This is a genomic window from Actinospica acidithermotolerans (assembly GCF_018139625.1).
Lineage (GTDB): Bacteria > Actinomycetota > Actinomycetes > Streptomycetales > Catenulisporaceae > Actinospica > Actinospica acidithermotolerans.
In genome coordinates this window covers 1-17,021 of record NZ_JAGSOH010000089.1, presented here as the reverse complement: position 1 = coordinate 17,021, position 17,021 = coordinate 1, and the positions used below count along the sequence as shown (strand labels likewise).

Sequence of the window (17,021 nt, the reverse complement as noted above, 5' to 3'; positions counted from 1 at the left end):
GCTACAGCCTTCGCAGCGCGCCCTGGCGGGCGGACGAGAGCTCGGCGAGCTCGCGCAGCATCTCGGCGGCGAGTGCCAGGGCCGTGCCCGGGAGCTCGGGGAAGACCTGCTGCGCCGAGGCGAGCCGCCCCTGCATCTGCCGCAGCATGATCATCAGCTGGGAGTCGCCCTCGCCCGAGGCCATCAGCAGTTCGCGGCCGAGCACGTGGTCGACCTCGATCAGCAGCGAGCGCGCGGTGTCGCTGATCCGGTTGGTGCGCAGCGGAACCCGGGTGTACATGTTCGCCGAGGCGACCATGAACTCCATCATGCGCTCGTTCATGTGCCAGCTCGGCAGCCGGTCCCCGCCGCCGCCGGTCCCGTCGGGCAGGATCGCCGCGGCGTCGTCCCAGAGCCCTTCGCTCGGCCCGGTCTTCAGCCGCCGTCTGGCGAGGTGGTCCATGGATCTCTCGGCGATCGTGAGCAGCCGGTTGCGCGCTTCCGGCTGGCCGCTCAGGCCGGCGGCCTGCACCGCGCGCTTCGCGAGCATGACGGCGAAGTCCGCGGCATACCAGACGGCCGGCGGCCCGATCGCCTCGGAGCCGGCCAGCTCGATCGGCACTCCCGGGGTGTGCAGCCCGATCGCGCTGTCGCCGCGGGTGATCCGCCGGGTGATCCGGCCGCGCATCGCGAGCTCCTCGAGCACCGCGACGGCCCGGGTCAGGTCGTCGTCGGTGATGCGGCGGGAGACGCGGTCCTGCAGCAGGATCGAGAACACCAGCAGGGTGTAGTACTCGGATTCGTCCTCGAAGGTGGTCAGCCAGGGCACGTCCTCGAGCGGCCACCGGTCGCCGCCGAAGCGGGCGATCGTCGACCAGTACTGCTGGGCGAGATCCCAGCGCAGCTGCAGGGCCGAGGCCAGCCGCTGCTGGTCGCCGCTCAGCAGGCTCAGCCGCCGGGTGCGCGGGGAGAACAGGTCGCCGAGGCCGTCGAGCGCGCTCACCGTGAAGTAGAGCGAGGGCCGGGACGCCGCGTAGCCCGGCGGCTGGATGAAGGCGTGCTCCGCGCTCAGCTCGACGGGCGGCGCGTCGGCGGCCACGCCCCAGGTCCAGCCGCATTCGAACAGCCGGTCCGGGTTGTCGAACAGGTCCGCCTCCTGCGCGACGCCGATGCTCAGATCGGGCAGCAGCGAGCGCACCGGCTCGAGGTCCCGGTGCAGCATGGAGAGGCTGTCGCGGCCGACCGACCGGCCCTGGCCGAGCATCGTCAGCAGGTTGGACTCGGCCTGCGAGCCCGCGTCGAGCACGTTCAGCGTGAAGCTGCGCAGCAGGCCGACCATGGCCGCCGTCAGCCGGCGGTTGATCGCCTCGTCCACCTCGGCGAGGCGGGCGCGCAGGGCGGGGCGGGTGACCGAGGCCGAGAAGGACTTGCTGAAACCGGCCGCCGCCAGGCAGAGCGTCACCGACATCGAATACGACTCGACGAGATCGAGCCGCCGTTGCTCCTCCGACGGAGCCTCATTGGGATCAAGCGAGCTGACATAGTCGCCGCCGTTGAAAACCGGCTCGCCGTTCTTGTCGGTATGCCGGCTCAGGTAATCCCAGAGAATATCGATCACCATGCGGGGCAGCTGGATCCGGTCGCCGAGGCCGGCGAGCGCGGAGAGCACGTCGTCCTCGGTGCTGTCCGGCCGGTCGATCGAGAACCCCTCGAGCTCGGTGGCCGGGTAGAGCAGCACGAGCAGCTGCTCGGCGTCGCTGATGCTGTTGGAGTCCTCGCGTCCGCCCCACACCCAGGCCCCATCGGGGCGCACGGTGTGCGCGAAGGACCGCCACATGTCCAAGGTGCTTTGTCGTGGATTGATTCTCAAGACTGCGCTCCCCCAGGATCAGAACCCTGGCTAGGACCCTACCCCTGAGTAGTCCTATCAACCCTCTCATCGGAATTCAGGCCGAACTCGTCATCGACCAACATTCGAACGGATTCGGCACACCCCCAACACACACTCACTCCTGAACCACCGTGCCCGTAGTTGTGGATCACCCGGCGTCCGCCGATCGCCTCCGCCTCGAGCCGGATGCTCGAGCGGCCGGGCCGGAAGCCGACGCGGTGCCCGAGCACGCGCGCGCCGGCCAGCGCGGGCTCGACGGCGATGCAGCGTTCGAGGATGCCGGCGGCGATCTTCGGGTCGGCCTCCGGGTTGTCGTTCCCGGGTTCCACGCTGCCGCCGAGGACCACCCTGCCGCCCTGCGGAAGGATGTACGTGGGCTCGGCCGTGGCCTCGTCGAAGTCCGCGAAGAACGACGTCAGGCCGGGATTCTCCACGATGACGAGCTGGCCGCGCACCGGCGCCACGCTCGCGTCCGGCACCAGCTCCCGCGAGCCCGACCCCGTGCAGTTGACGACGACGGCCGCGTCGAGCGACGGATCGGCCAGCGAGGCCACCGTCCCGCGCACGATGCGCACCCCGAGCCCGGCCAGCCGCTCGACCAGCCCGGCGAGGTAGCGCGGCATGTCGATCACCGGGACCGTGTACCGCCAGCCGGTGGCGAACCCGGCCGGCAACGCCGCCGGATCGCTCGGCCGGCAGTCCCCGATCGCGGCGATCCACGGCGGGATCGGCATCGGAACCCGCGCCGCCTCGAGCCCCGGCACCAGATCGACCGCGGCCCCCGGACGCCGCGCCTGCCCGCGCAGCACGGACAGCGTCTCGGCGCTCCACTGCGCGGTCCTGCTGTGCCGGGCCAGGAACGGCCCCCAGAACGCGCCCGCGGCCGCCGACGCGGTCTGCTGCACCGGATCCCGGGTGAGAACCCGGACGCCGTAGCCCGCCTCGGCGAGCCGGATGGCGGTGGTCAGCCCGATGACGCCGGAGCCCAGGACGAGAATGCCCGAATTGTCGTCGCTCACCAGCCCCACGGTAACCGCGGGCGCGCGGTTGGGCCAGAGCCGCGGCCGGACCGTCGACGCGCCGCAGGTGAGGGAGTAGCCTGATACGACATGGATCTCCGGCCGGCCGTGCCGATCGTTCCGCGCGGCTACCACCGCCCGGGCAGACTCGACGAGTACCTGCCGTCCGCCGACGAACCCATCGACCGGTGGTTCCAGGCGGCGAACGCCTCGAACGTGCGCACCACGATGGCCATCATCGCCGACCTGTGCCCGCGGCCGCCCGCGTACCTCGTCGATCCCTTCGCCGGATCCGGCAGCGCGGCGGTCGTCTCGCGGCTGCTGGACGTGCCCTTCCACGGCATCGAACTCGACCCGGTGCTCGCCTGCGTGACCATCGCCAAGGCCCTCGCGCGGAGCGAGCACGTACCGGACGGATTCGCGCCGGCCGGGGGCGGCGGGAGCCGCGACGGCCGCGACACCCTGGTCGCCGACTGCCTGGCCCTGCTCGAGGAGATCCCGGGTTCATCCGCCGGCCCGGCCGTCGTTCGCCGGGACCTGCGCGCGAACGAGCCTCCCGCGCACGCGGCGACCACGGTCGTCCACGGGGACGCGAGTTCGGCGGCGAGCTGGTCGCACATCGCACCGCGACCCGGTCCCGGCGTGCTCTACACCTCGCCCCCTTTCGGGCCGTCGTCGCCGCGCGTCCAGGTCGAGGACGCGGTCCGCGAGCGTGCCCGCGCGCTGCTGGAGAAGCACGACGTGTCGCGCGAGCCCGGAGCCGGACGTCCGGCGGCCGACGGCGGTCGCCGCGAGACGCCGCCGGGCTACGCGGACCTCGTCGTGGCGGTGCTTCGCCAGGCCCGCCGACTCGGCCCGCTCACCGCCGTCATCGAGCACGAACCCCCCGACGACGGCCGTGACGATCGCGCGGAGATCGCCGCGCGCATCGTCGCCGACACGGACGCCGAACTCACCGCGGTGCTGGAAACGCAGGCGTTCAGCAGGCGCGGACCCCTGTCGCTGTTCGTCTGCGAGCTCTCCGCGTGAGTTCGCAGACGTCTTCGACGCCGCCCGCGACCGCGAAGCTGGTCCTCGTCACCGGAACGACCCTCGTCCCGGCCGGCGTGATCACGAGTATCAGGGACCGGGGATTCCGGATCCGGCACGTGCGCGAGGACCGGCTCGACGCCGACGGCCTGGCCCGTGCGTTGCAGGGCGTTCACGGCTACCTCATCGGCGGCTTCGAGACCCCGCTGGCCGTCCACTTCGACGCCGCCGCGGACCTCGAGGCCGTCGCGTGGACGGGCACCGACTACAAGCCGCACGTACCCGGCTGGCCGCGCGCCGTCGAGCGCGGCGTCACGCTGATCGCCGCACCCGGTGCCAACGCCGTCTCGGTGGCCGAGTTCACGCTGATGCTGATGCTCGCGGTCGCCCGGCCCATGCTCAACCGGATCTCCATGCCGGGCCGCGAACCCGGAGCGCTGTCCGAACCCGGCATGGAGCTGTCCGGCCGCAGACTCGGCATCATCGGCCTCGGACGCATCGGCGCGCACGTGGCCCGGATGGCGCGCTTCGGCCTGGGGATGGAGATCGCGCACTACACGCCGCGTCGCAACCACCCGGTCGAGGCGGCGCTCGGCATCCGTGCCATGTCGAAGCAGGACCTTCTCCGGCAGTCCCACATCATCAGCCTGCACCGTCCCGGCCCGGCGCCCGGCGAGCCGCCGGAGCTCGGGAAGGCCGAGCTGAACGGGCTGCGCGACGGCGCGATCGTCGTGAACGTGAGCCACCCCGGGCTGATCGACCACGCGGCGCTGCTGCAGGTGTGCCACACGAAGGGCATCCGCGCCGCGTTCGACGGCGTCGGCGAGGGCCCGGAGTGGGACGCGCTCACGGCCCTCGGGCCCGATCGGTTCCTCGCCGTGGGCCAGATGGGCTTCCACACGAACACGGCCAACCAGCGAGCCTGCGCGCAGGTCGCCGACGAACTCTGCGACGTGCTCAGCCGGCGGACCTCGGCCCGGTGAGCCGGTGCTCGTACGCATAGCGCACGGCCTGGGCGCGATCGCGTGCGCCGATCTTCGCGAAGATGCGGTTGACGTGCGTCTTCACGGTCGCCTGGCTGACCACGAGCCGCGCGCAGATCTGCCCGTTCGACAGGCCGTCCGCGATCAGCGCGAGGACCTCGGCCTCCCGCTGCGTCAGCCCGTCGGGGAGGGTCTCCGGATGCGGCGGCTCGCGCCGCGAGGATTCGGCATCCTGGGTTCGGATTCCCGCATCGGCGCGCAGGGCGGCCGTCACCAGCCGCTCCTGGACGACCGGGTCGAGCCACGTACGCCCGTGGTGCACGTGGCGTATCGCCGCCTCGACCTGGTCGCTGTCGGCGTCCTTGGTCAGGTAGCCGCGCGCGCCGGCCCGCAGCGCCGGGAAGACGGAGTCGTCGTCCGCGTACGTGGTCAGCACGAGCACCTGGCACTGCGGCATCCGCTCGCGCAGCGCGACGGTCGCGGCGGCGCCGTCGAGCACCGGCATGTTCAGGTCCATCAGCACGACGTCCGGCCGCAGTTCCTCGGCGAGCCGCAGCGCCTCGGCGCCGTCCCGGGCCGAGGCGAGCACCTCGATGCCGTCGAGCATGCCGATGAGCAGCACGAGCCCGTCGCGCACCACGCGCTGATCGTCGACAATCAGAACCTTGATGTCACCCGTCGCGCCGGTCACGCCCTGACCTCCATGCGCACGATCCATCCGTCCTTCGTCGGTCCCGCCGCCACGGTGCCGCCGACCTCCGCCAGCCGCTCGCGCAGGCCGACCAGGCCGAGCCCGGAACCGGTCACGACCGGGGCGGGTGGCACGGCCGACTCCGCCCTCCGGTCCTCGACCGTAAGCACTGTTACATTCTCAGCGTACCGAAGCTCGACACGCGCCGCAGCGCCTTGGGCATATCGGGCGATGTTCGTCAGCGCCTCCTGAACGCCCCGATAGAGCGCCGTCCCGACCTCGGCCGGAAGCTCGCGCACGGACCCCGCCGTGGACAGCGTGACGTCGAGGCCGAGATCCTCGCGGTACCGCTCGATGAGCTCGGTGACCCGGTCCACCGTCGGCACGCCCTCGCCGCGCAGCGCGCTGACGGCACGCCGCGCGTCCGACATACCGTCCTTGACCAGACGTGCCGAGCGCTCGACGACTTCGCGCAAGGCCTCGTCGGTATCGGCGCGCCGCGCCATCCGCCGCGCGGCCTCGAGCTGGATCGCCAGTCCGGACAACGACTGCGCGAGCACGTCGTGCAGGTCCTGCGCGATCCGCGTCCGTTCCGCCAGCGCCGCCGCGGCGGCCTCCGCGTCCCGCGCATCCTCAAGCTGGGCGAGCAGCAGTTCGGCGCGGGCGGTGGCGAGGCCCGCCTGCCGCATGCACCACGCCATCGCGCCGAGCACCGCGCAGAAGAGCACTTGCGTCGATGTATCCGTCACGCTCCGCCCGGCCCCGACGACGTCCGCCGCGAACAGTCCGGCGGTGATCACGCCGCCGACGACCGTCGCGGTCAGCGGCTCAAGGAAGAGGTACGCGCTCATCACCGCGAACGACGCCGGCAGCGCATCGACGCCGTTCGCCTGCTGCGCAGCCAGCGCGATCCCGAACGCCCCCACGATCACCGGCAGAGCCGCACGCTGCCCCACCGACTCCAGCGGCCAGCGCCCCGCCGCGGCAACAGCCATCGGCAGCAGGCAGCCGATCAGCGCGACCGTCACCCCGAGCCCGGCCCCCGACCACCCTGCCGCGGGCCGCCCGCGCACCGCCCCGACCAGTACGCACGCCGCGACCGCCCACAGCACCGGCCGCAGCCGCGCGCCCCACACGTCCCGCCGATCCCGCGCCCGCGCCATGGCCACTGCCAGCCGCGGGCTGACGGCGGCGGCGACGGAGGGGGTGGCCGCCCGGCTGGATGCCCATGTCATGGACTGGATGATAGGTCCCCGCATGAGTCCCATGCCGTCGCCGGAGCCGTGGGCGGCAGCCATCGATTACGCCTGCACCGGCGAGCCGCCGACCTCGACCCGCCGCGCCCGGCCACGTCCCCGCACCCGGATCGTGACCAGCCGCACGAGCACCTGCGCCAGCGCCATGAGCAGCAGCGCCGCCGTCCAGGCGTCCGCACCCGTGATCAGGTTGCTGCGCGAGAAGTCCGCGATGGCTCGCGCACCGCCATGCGTCGCCCCGTACTCGAAGCCGGTCCGCGCCGCCATCCCCGCAACCCACAGCACCGCCGCCGCGACGCCGGCCTTCGCGACGAGGAAGCCCTCGCGATCCTTGACAATGTGCGTAGTCAGTCCGCACGCCGCCCCAAGCACCGCCCCCGCAGCGACGCAGACGCCGTACAGCTGCACGTCGTGCCCCTGTGTCGGCACCGCCTTGAGGTAATACGCCGCCGCCGCGCCCACGAGCACGACCGGCAGCACCAGGTTGCGAATGGTCAGCCGCGTCCCGCGTATCTGCGGTACGACGAGGAGGATCAGTGCGGCCGCGATGAGGTAATCCGTAGTGGTCATGCTTCGAGGATCGCGGGAACGGCGCAGCGGATCGTCGGCCGGCGGGTTGGCGCGGGGTTGGTCCGCGGCGATCGGAGTCGGGGGCGGCGTCAACCCTCGGGTTGACGGATGGCCCCACCTACCTCGCCGCCGCCGCGCCCGCTCGCCTGGAGTGCGGGAACGCCGGCGGCGCGAGTCCCCTAGGCCGTGTCTTCAAACTTGCGTCGGATCAGGCCGCGGCGTCTGACGCGTGCGCTCGCAAGGCGCAGGGGCGGGCGCATACTCGTCGTCTGCAACCGCCCCTGCAACGCCGCGAGCGTGCGTGGCAGGCGTCGCGGACCCGGCGATAGTTTGAAGACACGGCCTAGTCCCAGACGGCCAGGTCGACTTCGTTGCCCTCGGCGTCGGCGAGGGTCCACCATCCCGGCGCGTGCGAGTCGTCGACGATCCTGCCGCCGGCGGCGAGCGCCGCGGCGATCCGTGCCTCGACCTGGTCGTGCGGGAGGTAGACGTCGATGTGGAAGCGGTTTCGCTGCGGCCGCGGCGCGTCCATCCGCTGGAACCAGAACGTGGGCCCGCGCCGCAGCGGGTCGAGCACGTCCTCCTCACCGAACGGCTCGTAGCCCAGCACGGCCGCCCAGAAGGGCTGGACCTCGGCGCCGGCCAGCGCGTCGATCGCGACCTGTACGTGCTGGACCCGGCTCGGGTCGGCGGGCACCGCCAGTTCGGCGGCGGCCGCCGAGATCCGCTGCGCCAGCACCACATCCCGCTCGCTCAGGCCGCCGAAGTCGGACGTGAACAGCCGCACGCTCACACCCTCGGGCCGGAGGTCGACGTCCGGATGATGGTTCGCAGCGGCGGCGATGTCGCCGATCGCCCGGACGAGCTCGACACCAACGGCGAACGATCCGGTCCGGAAGTAGGCGCACGCCCATCCGCCGCCGAAGATCGTTCGCCACTCGTCGACACCCGGTGCTTCCCGGAACTGCTTCGCTGAGATCTGATCGGTCATACCGTGAAACTATCGCGCACATCCGACAAACACGGCCCGGCCCACGCCGTCACACCATTCCGCGCGGATCGACGATCCGGTCGAAGTCCTCCGCGCTGATGTATCCGCTTTCGATCGCCGCCTCCCTGAGCGTCGTGTCCTCGCGGTCGGCCTTGTGGGCGATCTCGGAGGCGCGGTCGTAGCCGATGGCGGGGGCGAGGGCGGTGACGAGCATGAGGGAGCGGCCCACGTAGGCGTCGATCTGCCGGGTGTTCAGCTCGATGCCAACGACGCAGTACTCGCGGAAGGTGCGGCAGGCGTCGGCGAGGATGGTCGTGGAGTGCAGGAAGTCGGCGATGACGATGGGGCGCATCGTGTTGAGTTCGAAGGTGCCCTGCGCGCCGGCTGCCGCTACCGCGCTGTCGTTGGCGAGCACCTGGATGCAGACCATGACCATGGCCTCGCACTGGGTCGGGTTCACCTTGCCGGGCATGATGGAGCTGCCGGGCTCGTTGGCGGGCAGGCGCAGTTCGGCCAGTCCGGCACGGGGGCCGGAGGCCAGCCAGCGGATGTCGTTGGCGAGCTTCATCAGAACCACGGCCAGGGCGCGCACACCCGCCGAGGCGGCGACCATGGCGTCCAGGCCGGCCAGGGCGGCGAACTTGTCGGGGGCGGTGCGGAAGGGGTAGCCGGTGGACGCGGCGATCTCGGCGGCGATCTGCTCGCCGAAGTCCGGCGGGGCGTTGAGGCCGGTGCCGACGGCGGTGCCGCCCGCCGCGAGTTCGTAGAGGCCCTCCGCGCTCACGGTCACCTGCGCGATGGCACCTCTGAGCTGGTGGGCGTAGCCGTTCCACTGCTGGCCCACCGTCAGCGGCACGGCGTCCTGGAGGTGCGTCCGTCCGATCTTCACCACGTCCTGCCACGCCGCCGCCTTGGCCTCGATCGCCGCGCACAGCAGTTCGACGCTCGGGAGCAGGCGCTCGTGCAGGGCGCGGACGGAGGCGATGTGCATCGCCGTCGGGAACGTGTCGTTGGACGACTGGGCCTTGTTGACGTGGTCGTTGGGGTGGATCGGCGTCTTGCTGCCGAGTTCTCCGCCGACGAGTTGGATGGCCCGGTTGCCGATGACCTCGTTCACGTTCATGTTGGACTGGGTGCCGGAGCCGGTCTGCCAGACGAACAGCGGGAAGTGCTCGTCCAGCTCGCCGGCGATCACCTCCTCGCTCACCCGGGCGATCAGGGCCGCCATCCACTCCTCGAGGCGCCCGGCGCGGCCGTTCACGATCGCGGCGGCCCTCTTGACGTGGCCGTACGCGTGGTAGACGGCCTTGGGCATCCGGTCGTCGCCGATCGAGAAGTGCAGCAGCGAACGCTGGGTCTGCGCGCCCCAGTACCGGTCGGCCGGGACTTCGATCTCGCCCATCGCGTCGGATTCGGTGCGCGTGCCGGCGGCCGGGAGACCGGGCGGCAGGTCAAGGATCTTCGTCATACGTCAAGCTTCTCCCAGCGCGGTGGCCAGGGCGACGCGAAACGCCATAGGGTGGCGGGGTGTCGAACAACAACGATCTTGACCCCGCCGCCAGCACTCAGATGTTCCAGGCCTTCGTCGAGCGCGGCGAAGCGAACTCCCCGACCCAGGCCGGGCGCTCGTCCGGCGCCGCTTCAGGCTCCGGCGGCTCCGGCAAGGTGATCGGCATCGTCGTCGCCCTCGTGGTGATCGTCGCCGTCGTCGCCTTCGTCGCGCTGCACAAGTAAGCCGCCGAGGAAGGCTCCCGCTCCCGTCCGGCCGACCTGCTTCGGCCGGGCGCCCTCGACGGGCTGTGTGTCGCCCGCAAGATCGCCGGGGCGCGTGCGAGACTCGGTGGCATGCAGAAGTTCTCTCTCGACGCACTGGCCCGCGAGCACCTGGAGCGGGCCGCCGCCACCCCCGCGGGCCGCAGCGCGGAGACCGTTTACGGAGGTCACGAGCATGTCCTTCGGCACACGCTGGTGGCGCTGAAGGCCGGCAACCAGCTTTCCGAGCACGACAACCCGGGCGAGTCGACCGTGCTGGTGCTGCGCGGCCGGGTGCGGCTGCACAGCGGCCGGAACTCCTGGGAGGGGATGAGCGGCGACCTGCTCGTCGTCCCGCAGGCGCGGCACAGCCTCGAGGCGCTCGAGGACTCGGCGATCGTGCTGACCGCCGCGAAGGCCAACTAGGCGGCGATCGACTTCGGCCGCCCCGACCAGCCCGGCAGCACGGAGATCCCCGGCGCGATCCACGCGACGACCTTGCCGGTCGACGCGACGGCCTTGCCGATCGACGCGACGGCCTCGGCCGTCTCCAGGGCCACGGATAACTGTCAGACTCGCGCGCTGAGCCGCACCCGCAGGCTGCGCGGGAGCAGCACGATCCGCGCATCGGCCTTCGCGGCCGCGTCCGGATCCTCCAGGCGGGGTGTCCAGCGGCCCAGGATCGAGGCGAGAGCGAGCACGGCCTCGGCCGACGCGAACTGCTCGCCGAGGCATTTCGTCGGGCCGGCGCCGAACGGGATGTAGGAGCGGCGGTCCATCGGGGGCGTGCGCCAGCGGTCGGGGTCGAAGGCGGCGGGTTCGGGGAAGAGCGCCGGGTCGTGGTGCAGCACGTACTCGCTGACCATGACCGTCGTGCCGGCCGGGATGATGTGCGTGCCGAGCGTCGTCTTGCGCGTGGCCGTGCGCGGCAGCAGCCAGCTGGGCGGGTAGAGGCGCAGCGCCTCCTGGATCACCCGCGCCGTCAGGTCCAGTTCGGGCAACCGGTCCCAGCGCGCGATCTCGCCGCCGAGCACGCGATCGGCCTCGGCGCACGCCGCCTCCAGTACTTCCGGATGCCGGCAGAGCAGGCTGATCGCCCAGGTCAACGCGGCCGACGTGGTCTCGCCGCCCGCGATCAGCAGCACCGCGACCTGGTCCGAGAGCTCCTCGTCGGAAAGCCCCTCGCCCTGCTCGCCGCGGGCCGCGAGCAGTCGGCCCATCAGGTCGTCCTGCCCGCCTCCGGCGTTCCGGTAGCGCGTGATCAGGGCTTGCACCTGCTCCCGCCATCGGCGCAGCGCGGCCTGGTAGCGGCGGTTGGCCGGCAGCGGCAGGCGGGCGAGCAGCGGCAGCGCGATCTGCCGGTAGCCGCCGCGCAGGAAGACCTCGAATGCTCCGCGCAGCTGCTCGGCGTCGTCGGGTTCGAGCGTGGTCGAGAACAGGGCCTGGAGCGCGATCGAGGTCGTCAGCCGGAACATCTCCTCGACGACGTCCACGACTTCGCCGTCGTGCCAGCCCTCGACCATCGCGGCGGTCTGCCGGCGCATCACGTCCGCGTATCCGGGCAGGTGGCCGGCTTGGAACGCGGGCTGCATGATCAGCCGCTGCCTGCGGTGGTCCGCGTGCACGGCCGTCGCCACCCCGGCGCCCATCGCCCGCCGGATGCGGTCGTAGACGGGCCCGGTGCGGTCGAAGGTGCGCAGATCGGTGAGCACCTGGTGCGCGAGGCGCGGATCGCAGACCACGATGAACCGCTGCGGGCCCAGCCTGATCGCGACGAGCTCGCCGTGTTCGCGCAGCGAGTCCATGAAGTTCAGCGGGTCGCGTCCGAGGCGCACGAAGTGGCCGAGCAGCGGTACGGAGCCGGGAGCGGTCGCGATGGGCACCGGGTGATCATTCCCTCCGGCGGGCGTCGTCGAACGCGGTCCGGAACGCCTGCTCTTGCGAACGATCACCGATTCGGGTGATGAGCTCCATCGCCTCGGCATGCAGCGCGCGGCCCTGCTCCTCGTCGCCGACTGCGCGGAACGTCCGGGCGAGACCGTTGAGCGCGAAGGCCTCCATGTAGCGGACGCTGAGCTCGCGGCTGAGCGTCAGGCACCGGTACAGCGCCTCCGCCGCCTCGTCGTGGCGACCGGCGACGAGGTAGGCGTTGCCGAGATTGCCCTGCTGGTAGAGCTCGCCGTCGCGGGACTTGTCGGCCCGCATCGTCGCGATCGCGGACTCGATCTCCCCGATGCCCTCGTCGACGCGGCCCGCCCCCACGAGCGCGTCGCCGAGGTAGCCGGACATCCGGGCGGCGCCGTAGTCGTATCCGGCCTCGCGGTACAGCGCGATCGACCTTTCGAGGGCTTCGATGCCGAGGTCGGGCCGGCCGTCCTCCTCGTGTAGATGCGCGGTCAGGGCGTTCCAGAAGGCCTGCGCGTACAGGTTGTCCGCCTGCTCGGCCAGCTCGATGGCGCGCGGCAGGAGCTCACGGGCGACGTGCGTCCGACCTGCGTCATGCTGGGCCAGGCCGAGATCGCCGGTGAGCCACGACTCGGCGTCGAGATCGCCCGCCCGGCGCGCCGACTGCAGGCCCGCGGCGTCGGCGTCGATACGCGCTTGCACGGTGCCGCCGCCGGTGTACGAGTGCATGAAAACGGTCATGGCCTGGGCGAGGGAGTAGATCCGGTCGTCCGAGCCCCGCGCCGTGCGCACCGCGAGCAGGATCGCGTCGAGGTGCTCGGCGAGCCAGGGCACGGCGCGGGCTCCGGAGAGATCCGGAAGGTCCGCCGGAAACGGCTGCGGCCCGGCCGGGAGCGGCCTTTCGGGCTTCCCGAGATCCCTCGCGATGCTGAGCAGGCACTCGCGGTAGTAGCTCAGCATGCGATCGACGCGGTCGGTCATCGCCGCGGGGCCGTCTTCGCGTTCTGCCAGCCGCCGGGCGAACGCGGCGACGAGATCGTGCAGCGTGTAGACCTCGACCTGCTGCTCCTGCAGCAGGTGCGCGTCGACGAGGCTGTCGAGCTGACTTCGCGCGACCGCGGCCGGGAGGTCGGCGGCGGCAGCGGCGACGTACGGGTCGAACCGGCCGATCGGCAGTCCGGCGAGGACACGCAGCATGGCCTGCTGAGCTGCCGGGACGTGCCGGCAGGACATCGCGAACACCGCGTCGACGCTCACGTTCCCTGCGGTCAGCTCGGCCGCGCGCTGGTCCCGCTCGCTCAGCCGGTCCGCCAGCGCCGTCACCGTCCACATCGGCCGGCGACGCAGCCGACCGCCGGCGATCTTCAGGGCCAACGGCAGTGCTCCGCACGAGCGCACGACGCTCGTCGTCGCCTCCGCCTCGCGCAGCGGCCGGTCGTCGCCCACCGCTTTAGCGAACAGCTCACGTGCCGCGTCGTCCGACAGTGTGTCGAGCGAGAGCGCGTGCGCGGCCTCGATCTCGACGAGTCGGTGCCGGCTGACGACGATGGTCGCGCTGCCGCCGGAGCCAGGTAGCAGCGGAGCGACCTGTGCCGCGTCGACCGCGTTGTCGATGACCAGCAGCACCCTGCGACTTGCGATCTCGCCGCGCCACCGGGCTGCCGCCTCCTCTGTGCCGCGCGGGAAGTCGTGCGACATGACGCCCACTGCCCGCAGCAGGATCGCCAGCGCCTCGTCCGCGCCGACCGGCTCCCGCCCATCGGTGTATCCGTGCAGGTCAAGGTAGAGCTGACCATCGGGGAACTGCGATACCAGGCCGTGCGCGACGTGCAACGCGAGCGCGGTCTTCCCGACTCCTCCCATGCCGTCGATGCACGCCAACCGGCTCCCGAGCAGCGTCTCGCGCAGGGCCGCGGCCTCGAGCTCGCGGCCTACCAAGTGCGCCGGCACGCGAGGCAGTTCATTGCGTCGCGCGGTGCCCGCATCCATGCCCGCAACCATTCCGGCGTCGACGCGTCCGTCCACCCCCGTGCCGGGCTCCGGTCGCAGGTCGGCCGACGCCTGCTCCCACAACGCAAGCAGCTCAACGGGATCGCGCCCTACCACCCGGCACAGCGCCACGACCACCGACCACGGCGCGAGCTGTCGGCCCGCCAGATACCGGGAAAGCGATGAGTCGCTGACGTAGGTCGAACGTTCCAGCTCCTTAAGACTGCATCCGCTCAGATCCCGCATCCGGCGCAGCTCGTGTGCGAGCTCGGCCCCGGAGGCGCGGGGAGCGCCGTCGCTCCGCCCCGTCCTCATCTCACCCCGTCATCCCACAACGTCCCACAGCATCCCAAGGTACGCACACCCATCATGGAGCACCTGCAGATCACCGGCAACCGGCGCCTGTCGAGTCGTCCCAGCGCGCCGTTAACCGCTGGACCCGAGCACCATCCCGATATCAGCATTCGACCTAAAAGCGAGCGGACAGAGCGAAGTGACGAGACGGAGCTGGACATGAGTTCGATCAAGACGGCGATCGTCATCGGCGGCGGCGTAGCCGGACCGGTGACCGCGTTGGCCCTGCGCGAGGCCGGAATCGACGCGACCGTATACGAGGCCTACAACGCACCGGCCACCGAGGCGGGCGGCGCGATCATGCTGCAACCCAACGGATTGGCGGCGCTGGAGCTCGTCGGCATCGACCGGCAGCTACAGCTCGTCGGCCAGCCGATGCGCAGGCAGCTGTTCGAGCACGGCGACGGCAAGCGCTTCGCGGCGATCTCGGCGCTGAGCGGCCTCCAGCCCGCGCTGATGGTGCCGCGCGGCGAGCTCTGCGGCGTGCTGCACGAGCAGGCCAAGGCGCGCGGCGTCGCCGTGGAATTCGGCAAGCGCCTGATCGGCGTGGACGAGCAGGCCGAGGGCGTCACCGCCCGCTTCGCCGACGGCACGAGTGCGCAGGGCGACATTCTGATCGGCGCCGACGGCATCCACTCGACGGTACGTACCCTGATCGACCCAGCGGCCCCCTCCCCCGAGCACGCCGGCCTGATCAGTTTCGGCGCGCCGGCCGGACCGGACGCGACCCCGGCGTGGCTCAAGGAGGACGAGATCCACTTCGTGATGGGCAAGCGGGCGTTCCTCGGCTACTTCCGGATGCGCAACGGCCGCACGATGTGGTTCAGCAACCTCCCCTACGACCGCCCGCTGACCGGCGAGCAGGCCCGCGCCGTGCCGCAGGAGCAGTGGTGGGCACAGCTGCGGGAAGCGTACGCGGGCGACATCCCCGCCGAGGCCCTGATAGCGAGCTCGAGCCCTGACGATCTGATCGTCCTGGGCTCCATGGAGGCGATGCCCCCGGTGCCGAAGTGGTACCGCGACCGCATGGTCCTCGTCGGCGACTCCGTCCACGCCCCCTCCTCCAGCTCCGGCCAGGGCGCCTCCCTCACGATCGAGAGCGCCATCGAACTCGCCCGCTGCCTGCGCGACCTCCCCACCCCCGCCGCGGCCTTCGCCGCCTACGAGTCCCTGCGCAGGAAGCGGGTGGAGGACATCGCCGCCACCGCCGCCAAGACCAACAGCCAGAAGTCCGGCGGCCCCCTCGCCCGCCTGATGATCCGCGCCCTGGCTCCCGTCGCCACCCGCACCTTCCTCACGCCCGAGAAGATGTTCGGCCCCGTCCACCGCCACCGGATCGACTGGGCGCGGCACGTGACGGCTGACCAGGGCGCGGCGACGCAGGATGCGAAAGTCTGAGCGAAAACCCGCGGTGTTCTCCCGCGTTGACCTCCCGGCAGGGTGTCATGACGGTTACACTCTGCGCGTGCCTCTTCATGAGATGGTCAGAACGGAGACCCGGTGAATCATCCTCGGCCGCGGTGGGCGCCGGACTTCGTGGACATCGAGCGTCCCTCGGCGGCGCGCATGTACGACTACTATCTCGGCGGTTCGCACCACTTCACGGCTGACCGGCGGCTGGCCGAGGAGTACATGCGGGTCGTGCCGGACATGCCGGTGATCGCGCGGGCGCAGCGGGGAGTGCTGAACCGGGCGGTGCGGTTCATGGTCGACGAGGGGATCGACCAGTTCCTCGACCTGGGCTCCGGAATGCCGACGACGGGGAACGTGCACGAGATCGCGCAGGCGCTGAATCCGGCGGTGCGGACCGTGTACGTGGACGTCGATCCGGTGGCCGTCGCGCACGGGCGGGCGCTGCTGCGGGACGAGGCGGGGAACACCGGCGTCGTGCACGCGGACCTGCGCGATCCGGATTACGTGCTGGCGCAGCCGGAGGTCGGCGAGCTGCTCGACCTCTCGCGGCCGGTCGGCGTGCTGATGATCGCAGTGCTGCACTTCGTGGGCGACGCCGACCAGCCGAAGGGCGTGGTCGGCGCGTACCGGGACGTCGTGGCGCCGGGCTCCTTCCTGGCGATCACGCATGCGACGAGCGACTACCGGCCCGCGATGGCGAAGGACGCCGAAGAGGTCTACCTGCGGGCCAGCCACCAGATTCACTACCGCAGCAGGCGGGAGATCGCCGAGCTGCTCGACGGATACGAGCTCGTCCAGCCCGGCGTCGTCGACATGATCCATTGGCGGCCGGACCCGGATGCGGACCCTGATCCGCTCGACGGCGACGTGCGGCGGTACTCGGGGTACGCGGCGGTGGGACGGATTCGGTAGCGGGCCCTGGCTCTGGCATGCAGGGCGGGAACGCGCGCGAAAGACGAGGCCCCGCCGACCGGGACGGTGGTCGGCGGGGACCAGGGCGGCGGGGCCGGACCCGTTGCCGCGATAGCGGGCTCGCGGCTACTTCGCCGCGGCCCGATCGCGCTTGATGGTGAGCTTGCCGTTCTTGATCTGGGCCAGCCGGGGGACGCGGCGGGAGAGCTCGGAGTCGTGGGTGACCATGATGACGGTCAGCCCGCGCTCCTGCCAGAGCTTCTCCAGGAGGCCGAAGATGTCGTCGC

The 17,021-nt window shown here is 71.6% G+C and carries 16 protein-coding genes; 6 read left to right on the top strand and 10 right to left on the bottom strand.

The window, feature by feature from the left end; genetic code table 11:
- Window position 1 precedes the first annotated feature (1 nt).
- Both KDK95_RS24680 and KDK95_RS24675 read right to left on the bottom strand, forming a co-directional pair.
- Entirely contained in the window at window positions 2-1,849 is a 1,848-nt protein-coding gene (locus KDK95_RS24680) for an SCO2524 family protein (protein WP_282971598.1), read from the bottom strand.
- A gap of 38 nt (window positions 1,850-1,887) precedes the next feature.
- Window positions 1,888-2,889, bottom strand: coding sequence for an FAD-dependent oxidoreductase (locus tag KDK95_RS24675; protein ID WP_212520661.1), 1,002 nt, complete (start codon window positions 2,887-2,889; stop codon window positions 1,888-1,890).
- A gap of 90 nt (window positions 2,890-2,979) precedes the next feature.
- On the opposite strand from KDK95_RS24675, the gene KDK95_RS24670 reads away from it, so the two are divergent.
- Together KDK95_RS24670 and KDK95_RS24665 are read left to right on the top strand one after the other, a co-directional pair.
- Window positions 2,980-3,918 carry a hypothetical protein gene (locus KDK95_RS24670; RefSeq protein WP_212520660.1) on the top strand — a complete coding sequence of 313 codons (939 nt, stop codon included), beginning with the start codon at window positions 2,980-2,982 and terminating at the stop codon, window positions 3,916-3,918.
- The gene (locus KDK95_RS24665) at window positions 3,915-4,901 is read left to right on the top strand and encodes an NAD(P)-dependent oxidoreductase (RefSeq protein WP_212520659.1); all 987 of its coding nucleotides are present in this window, start codon (window positions 3,915-3,917) and stop codon (window positions 4,899-4,901) included. Before KDK95_RS24670 ends, KDK95_RS24665 begins: the two co-directional genes overlap by 4 nt.
- Here KDK95_RS24665 and KDK95_RS24660 read toward each other — a convergent pair.
- The 5 genes from KDK95_RS24660 to fumC all read right to left on the bottom strand — a co-directional run bounded on the left by KDK95_RS24660 (window position 4,876) and on the right by fumC (window position 9,877).
- Window positions 4,876-5,619 carry a response regulator gene (locus KDK95_RS24660; protein WP_212520658.1) on the bottom strand — a complete coding sequence of 248 codons (744 nt, stop codon included), beginning with the start codon at window positions 5,617-5,619 and terminating at the stop codon, window positions 4,876-4,878. The genes KDK95_RS24665 and KDK95_RS24660 overlap by 26 nt on opposite strands.
- Window positions 5,589-6,827, bottom strand: a complete 1,239-nt coding sequence (locus KDK95_RS24655; protein ID WP_212520657.1) for a sensor histidine kinase — start codon at window positions 6,825-6,827, stop codon at window positions 5,589-5,591. The genes KDK95_RS24660 and KDK95_RS24655 overlap by 31 nt, the downstream gene beginning before the upstream one ends.
- Before the next feature lie 66 nt (window positions 6,828-6,893).
- Entirely contained in the window at window positions 6,894-7,418 is a 525-nt protein-coding gene (locus KDK95_RS24650) for a hypothetical protein (protein ID WP_212520656.1), read from the bottom strand.
- Window positions 7,419-7,761: 343 nt separating this feature from the next.
- Entirely contained in the window at window positions 7,762-8,409 is a 648-nt protein-coding gene (locus KDK95_RS24645) for a 4a-hydroxytetrahydrobiopterin dehydratase (protein WP_212520655.1), read from the bottom strand.
- Between the two features lie 49 nt (window positions 8,410-8,458).
- Window positions 8,459-9,877: a class II fumarate hydratase gene (gene fumC / locus KDK95_RS24640; RefSeq protein ID WP_212520654.1), complete on the bottom strand. Its 1,419-nt coding sequence runs from the start codon at window positions 9,875-9,877 to the stop codon at window positions 8,459-8,461.
- A gap of 59 nt (window positions 9,878-9,936) precedes the next feature.
- On the opposite strand from fumC, the gene KDK95_RS24635 reads away from it, so the two are divergent.
- Together KDK95_RS24635 and KDK95_RS24630 are read left to right on the top strand one after the other, a co-directional pair.
- Complete coding sequence (locus KDK95_RS24635; RefSeq protein ID WP_212520653.1) at window positions 9,937-10,143, top strand: hypothetical protein; 207 nt, start codon at window positions 9,937-9,939, stop codon at window positions 10,141-10,143.
- Window positions 10,144-10,254: 111 nt separating this feature from the next.
- Window positions 10,255-10,587, top strand: a complete 333-nt coding sequence (locus tag KDK95_RS24630; protein ID WP_212520652.1) for a cupin domain-containing protein — start codon at window positions 10,255-10,257, stop codon at window positions 10,585-10,587.
- On the opposite strand, the gene KDK95_RS24625 is transcribed toward KDK95_RS24630, so the two are convergent.
- The 3 genes from KDK95_RS24625 to KDK95_RS24615 are packed head-to-tail and all read right to left on the bottom strand — an operon-like array spanning window position 10,584 to window position 14,370.
- Window positions 10,584-10,721 carry a hypothetical protein gene (locus KDK95_RS24625; protein WP_212520651.1) on the bottom strand — a complete coding sequence of 46 codons (138 nt, stop codon included), beginning with the start codon at window positions 10,719-10,721 and terminating at the stop codon, window positions 10,584-10,586. The genes KDK95_RS24630 and KDK95_RS24625 overlap by 4 nt on opposite strands.
- A gap of 9 nt (window positions 10,722-10,730) precedes the next feature.
- Window positions 10,731-12,044, bottom strand: coding sequence for a cytochrome P450 (locus KDK95_RS24620; RefSeq protein ID WP_212520650.1), 1,314 nt, complete (start codon window positions 12,042-12,044; stop codon window positions 10,731-10,733).
- A 7-nt stretch (window positions 12,045-12,051) separates the two neighbouring features.
- Entirely contained in the window at window positions 12,052-14,370 is a 2,319-nt protein-coding gene (locus KDK95_RS24615) for an XRE family transcriptional regulator (RefSeq protein ID WP_212520649.1), read from the bottom strand.
- 198 nt (window positions 14,371-14,568) lie between these two features.
- Here KDK95_RS24615 and KDK95_RS24610 point away from each other — a divergent pair, with 198 nt between their 5' ends.
- Together KDK95_RS24610 and KDK95_RS24605 are read left to right on the top strand one after the other, a co-directional pair.
- A complete protein-coding gene (locus tag KDK95_RS24610; RefSeq protein WP_212520648.1) occupies window positions 14,569-15,807 on the top strand; it encodes an FAD-dependent oxidoreductase in 1,239 nt (412 codons plus the stop codon).
- Between the two features lie 102 nt (window positions 15,808-15,909).
- Window positions 15,910-16,734, top strand: a complete 825-nt coding sequence (locus KDK95_RS24605; RefSeq protein ID WP_212520647.1) for an SAM-dependent methyltransferase — start codon at window positions 15,910-15,912, stop codon at window positions 16,732-16,734.
- The last annotated feature ends 287 nt before the right edge of the window (window positions 16,735-17,021 follow it).